The 5,322-nt window shown below is 67.1% G+C and carries 4 protein-coding genes; 2 read left to right on the top strand and 2 right to left on the bottom strand.

Going from position 1 to position 5,322, the window contains the following annotated elements; genetic code table 11:
• Nucleotides 1–1,327 (top strand): PE-PPE domain-containing protein (locus tag WA965_RS13850; protein ID WP_526447647.1); only part of this gene is annotated, 1,327 nt, incomplete at its 5' end.
• 56 nt (nt 1,328–1,383) lie between these two features.
• Nucleotides 1,384–2,226, top strand: a complete 843-nt coding sequence (locus WA965_RS13845; RefSeq protein ID WP_526303261.1) for an SDR family NAD(P)-dependent oxidoreductase — start codon at nt 1,384–1,386, stop codon at nt 2,224–2,226.
• Here the strand turns inward: WA965_RS13845 and WA965_RS13840 are convergent.
• Both WA965_RS13840 and WA965_RS13835 read right to left on the bottom strand, forming a co-directional pair.
• Nucleotides 2,206–3,396, bottom strand: coding sequence for an alkane 1-monooxygenase (locus WA965_RS13840; RefSeq protein WP_526303253.1), 1,191 nt, complete (start codon nt 3,394–3,396; stop codon nt 2,206–2,208). The two genes, WA965_RS13845 and WA965_RS13840, sit on opposite strands and share 21 nt — an antisense overlap.
• Before the next feature lie 278 nt (nt 3,397–3,674).
• A partial coding sequence (locus tag WA965_RS13835; RefSeq protein ID WP_526447645.1) for a vWA domain-containing protein occupies nt 3,675–5,322 on the bottom strand: 1,648 nt, incomplete at its 5' end.

The raw sequence follows: 5,322 nt of genomic DNA, 5'->3' as shown, positions 1-5,322 counted from the left end.
GTTTGCCGCGGTTCCGCTCGCCCTCGGTGGCGGCACCGCGCCCGCTGCCGCGGCAGGCGGACTGATGCCGCCACGTCCCGCCACTGTGCTGACGCACGGCCCGACCCCCTGGGAGATGTCTGAGTACCTGCAAGGCGCCGGGTGCGAGCCCCCGAGATCGTGTGAGCAGGTCTTGTACTGGTGGATCGTCAGCACCCCGGGCCTGGAGGTCGGGGTCGACGAAAATCTCTTCAACCTCGACTACGCCATCGACGTCGCCGACGGGCCGAAGATCGTGTACGCGTTCAGCGGAGGTGCGCGGATCGCAACGGCATGGCTGACCGAGCACGCGGCCGAAAGCACCATTGCGCCCGACGAGTTGTCGTTCCTGTTGCTCGGCAACGGAACTCGCAAGCACGGCGGCCTCAGTACCTGGGTGCTCGGCGACTCCATCGTGGCGCCGCCAACGCGCTATGAGGTCATCGACGTCGCTCGCGAATACGACCCGATCGCGGACTTCCCGACCAATCCGTTCAACCTGCTGGCGATGGCCAACGCACTGGCCGGTTTCAACGTCATCCACATGGACTACAGAGACGTCGATCTGGACGATCCTGACAACTATGTGTGGACCGAGAACAACACGACGTACGTCTTCGTACCGACCCAGAACCTGCCGCTACTGCAGCCGTTGCGCAACCTCGGCCTCGGCTGGGTGGCCGACCAGTGGGAAGCGCCCCTGCGGGCGATCATCGACACTGCCTATCGCCGCACCTATCTGCCGGCCCAGCCCCAGGGCGAACAAGGTTCTGACGCCCTCGGCAGCGCCGCAGCCCGCAGTGCAGTCGCTTCGGCCGGGCTCATGTCGGATGGAGGCGACGCCACCACACCTGTGAAGTCCGAGGGACTCGCCACCGATCCCGAGCGCGCTACGGATGCACCAGCGGCGACACCGGCCGCAGCGGGCGACGAGGGACCCGGGCCTGAAGGCGGCGGAAACGACATCGAGGCGGACGTTGCCGGCGCCGACGAGGCCGAAGAAGACGAGGTCGAGGCCGACGGCGCGGACGTCGCCGAGGTCCACGCCGAATCCGAAGCCGACCAGGTCCACGCCGAATCCGAAGCCGACCAGGTCGATGCCGAAGCCGATTCCGAGGCCGATGCTGAAGCCGACGGCGACAACCGCGCGCAGACCAAGCAGCGCACAGGACCCAAGCACCGCGCGCCGCTCAATGGCATCAAGAAGGTGTCGGTCACTGCATCCGAAGCCACCGATGCCGGTGACGCACGCGCAGACGGGAGCAGCGAGGACACTGGCCCGGCCTCGGACAGCGACAGCGCGTCGTAGCTCGGCGCCTGGCATGGCACGCTGACGGCTATCCTTCCCGGGTGGCAACCAAAGACATGTCCGACCTGTCCGGAAAGGTCGCCTTCATCACAGGCGGAGCGTCGGGGATCGGCGCTGCGTTGACGTCGAAGATGGCCGGCGCAGGCGCGGACGTCTGGATCGCCGATCGCCAGTTCGAGGTCGCCGATCAGCTTGCCGGCCGACTTCGTGACATCGGCGCCAGGGTGCACGCCGTGGAACTGGACGTGCGCGATCACGAAGCCTTCCAAACGGCCATCGCCGAGACCGTGGAGACGTCCGGCCGGATCGACTACCTGTTCAACAACGCCGGGATCGGTATCGGCGGCGAGGTCGACGCCCTGACACTCGAGGACTGGAACGACATCATCGACGTCAACCTGCGGGGCGTGGTCCACGGCCTGCAGGCTGTCTACCCGGTGATGATCAGGCAGGGCGGCGGGCACATCGTCAACACGGCGTCCGTGGCCGGTCTGGTCACCACGTCCGCGCAGGCGGGCTACTCGGCCACCAAACACGCGGTGGTCGCCCTGTCCAAGACCATGCGGGTGGAAGCCGCGACCCACGGCGTCCGGGTGTCGGTGCTGTGCCCCGGCGTGGTGCGCACCCCGATCCTGACCGGAGGACAGTACGGCCGGAACAGGAGTGTGAGCAAGGAGAATCTGCTCAAGCTGGGAGAGACGTTGCGTCCGATGGATCCTGATGTGTTCGCCGAACAAGCGTTGCGCGCCGTGCTCCGTAATCAGGCGATCATCGTGGTGCCCCGATGGTGGAAGGCGCTGTGGTACCTGGAGCGACTCTCGCCGGCCCTGTCGATGCGCACGGCCGCCACCGCTCTGCGTCGCACCCGCCAGGTGCAGTCAGCCGTACCGCTTCAGTAGTCGCCGCGTCTTTCGCGGATGCGTCGCAGCAAGACTGATGTCGCCCCCGTAGTGCGCCAGCACCCGCGGATCCATCAGCCGCCGCCACAACGGCGGTATCAGCGCCACCACCACCATGGTCGCGTAACCCGCGGGCAGCTGGGGGGCCTCGTCGGCGTGACACAGCGCCTGGTACCGGCGTTGTGGGTTCGCGTGGTGGTCGGAATGCCGCTGCAGATGGAACAAGAACACATTGGAGATGACCGAATTGCTGTTCCAGCTGTGTGACGGACGTACCTTCTCGTAGCTGCCGTCAGGACGCTGCTGTCGACGGAGCCCGTAGTGCTCCAGGTAGTTGATGGTTTCCAGCAGGAAGATCCCGATGACGGCCTGGCCGATCAACCAGGGCAGCACCTCAACACCGAAGCCGACGACCAGGCCGGTGAACAGTACGAGGGTCATCAGCCAGGCGTTGAGGACGTCGTTGCGCAACGTCCACGCCGACTTCCCGCGGCGGGCCAGGCGCCTGCGCTCGATCGTCCACGCCGAACGCAGGCTTCCCAGTATGGATCTGTAGTGGAAGAAGTAGATGTTCTCGCCCACCCGTGAGCTGGCGGGATCCTCCGGGGTGGCGACCCGCGCGTGGTGGCCCCTGTTGTGTTCGACATAGAACTGTCCGTAGCCGGTCTGCGCGAGTGCCACCTTGCTCAACCAGCGCTCCGACTGTGCCCGCTGGTGTCCCATTTCATGCGCGGCGTTGATCCCGACCCCGGCGATGCCGCCGACTGTGAGCATCAGTCCGACCTTGTCCAACGCCGACAGCGTGACTCCACCGCCGCCGCTCCAGATCCAGCAGGCCAGTATCAACGACACATATTGGGCCGGGAGATACAGATAGATCGCCCACCGATAGAAGCGGTCGTGCTCCAACCGGTCGAGCACGCTGTCGGGTGGGTTCTCCGAGTCCGGGCCGACGGCGTAGTCCAGCAGGGGGATGAAGACGAACATCAGTACCGGGCCGGACCACCAGAAGGCGCCCCACCCGGTGAGCGCCGCCGCGGCCCAGGACATTGGGACGAGCGTCGGGATCACCAGACCGAGCAACCACACGTAGCGCTTGCGATCACGCCAACCCCGGGCAACCCTGCGCCTCCCGGCGGTCGGCGGCTGTGCCTGATGCTGAATCGGCATCGTCTTCTGTGCTACCCCTCTTAGCTACGGATCTACGATCATCGCGCCCCAATGCGACGAAGCTGTCAGGCCGTCATACCATCAGCGCACGTGACCAGCAATACACCCAGCGAAAGCTGACACGATTGTGACGAAACGCCCAGTGGGAACCCAGCTTGCTGGGCACCCGCTCAAGCCCGCGGCGGTCACAGATTTGCGCCCGGGATAGGGGAACCTCAGTCGTCGGGAGAATGCCCCCGCTCAGCAAAGCGCTTGGGCCCTCGGGACCGAGCAGCATGTCACGACAGGAGGCTCGCAATGGCCGCCGCCAGTTCGGGCGAGGCCGAACTCGTCAGGTTCTGGTAACTGCCACCGGTCGCCTCTGCGACGGCTTCCCAGGCGGGCCGGTCCGAATCGTCGCCGAAGTCGATGACATCGATGGACACCGGACGATCAGGGTTGAAGGCGCCCCTGACGTACTGCTCGAGTCCGGCAGCACCCAGCGATTGGTCGGTGTGCGGTCCCGCAGTGATGACCAGCACCGAATTCTCCTGACCCTCGCGGTACCGGGCAGACGCATCGGTGTAGGCCAACCTCAGCGTGGTGAACGAGACCGCGCCACCACCCGACGGTGTCTGGCCGTCGAGGGCCGCCGTGAGCGCCTCCGATCGGGGCCGCCCGTCGATCGGATCGGACAGCGCACCCATGCTCACTTCAGAGCGTCCCTGCACGCCGTCGAAGGTCCACAGTCCCACGCCGGAATCGGGTGGGAGCACCTGAAGTCGCGCCTTGAGCGCGTCGACGACATTGGTCAGCCGGGCATTGCCGCCCTCGTCGGTGGGCATCGACTGGTCCAGCATGATGGTGACGGTCGGGCTCAGCGCCGGTGCGGTCAATGTGTCGGCGACGGTCGCGCGCACCGCTTTGTCCCCGACGTTCAGCGGGGCGGCCACTGGCGCGAAGTCGACGACCTCGCTGGCCGGCGGTGTGCCACCCTCGACCCGGAATCCGGCCTGCGCGAGTTCGCCGAGTTGCTCCGGCTTCCGCAGGAACCGGGCGAACTCGCTGGCGGCGGTGATCTGCTCCTGAGCCAACCAGTCACCCGCCAGCAATACGGTGGGGAAGTCGGCCATCGCGGTCGGACCCGGCGGCAACCACCCTGCCAGCTGGGATGCCGCGTCGGGAAGCTCCGCCGCACGCTGGAAGAGCCGCTGTTCGGTGGTCACCACGGCGTGCACCGGGGCGCCGGCCGCATCGGATGAATCGGTGAGGGCATCGAGGGCCGTGGCGGCGTTACCATCGGCGAGTTCGGGAGCGCCGCCGATCAGAGTGCTCACAGCGCCCAGACCCGCGCTGACCGGCTGACCGGACGGCGCCGCAGCGGCGGCCACGGCCTCGGCCGCCAAGTAGGCGGCGTCGCTGTCCTGAGACAGGGGGAGTGCCAGGCGGAGCCCGCCCCACCCCGGGAGACCCAGTCCGTCGAGTGCCGCGGGATTCGTCTGCAAACCGGGAAGGGTCCCCCAGTTCTGCTCGCCGAGGGCGCCCTGCAGTTCGGGTGTCACAGCGAGGAGCACGGGCGAGGTCACCAGCGAGCGGCTGTCGCTGACGGTTTCGGCGCCTGCCACGGCTTCCAGACGGGCCTCCGACACCGAACTTCCGGGGATCCACAGTGCCGGCCGGTCACCCAGATCGGCCGGCCATTCGCCGGCGAATCCGTTGACGACCTGGTCTGAATCGGCGGACTGGACCGCCACGTTGACGCAGCGGTCACCGACCGGGGCGGCGGTCTGGTTGTAGCGCTCCGCAAGTGCGGCAACAGGTTCGGTGATCGCCGGATCGGCGACGACAGCGACCTTCACCTCGCCGTCCACACACCGGGCGGCAGCGACATCGGATCGGTTCGACAGCACATCGCCGAAGAACCGCCACAGGATCACTGCACCGACG

The organism is Mycobacterium sp. (assembly GCF_049683935.1).
Classification (GTDB): Bacteria; Actinomycetota; Actinomycetes; order Mycobacteriales; family Mycobacteriaceae; genus Mycobacterium.
This window is presented reverse-complemented; position numbering and strand designations above follow the sequence as displayed.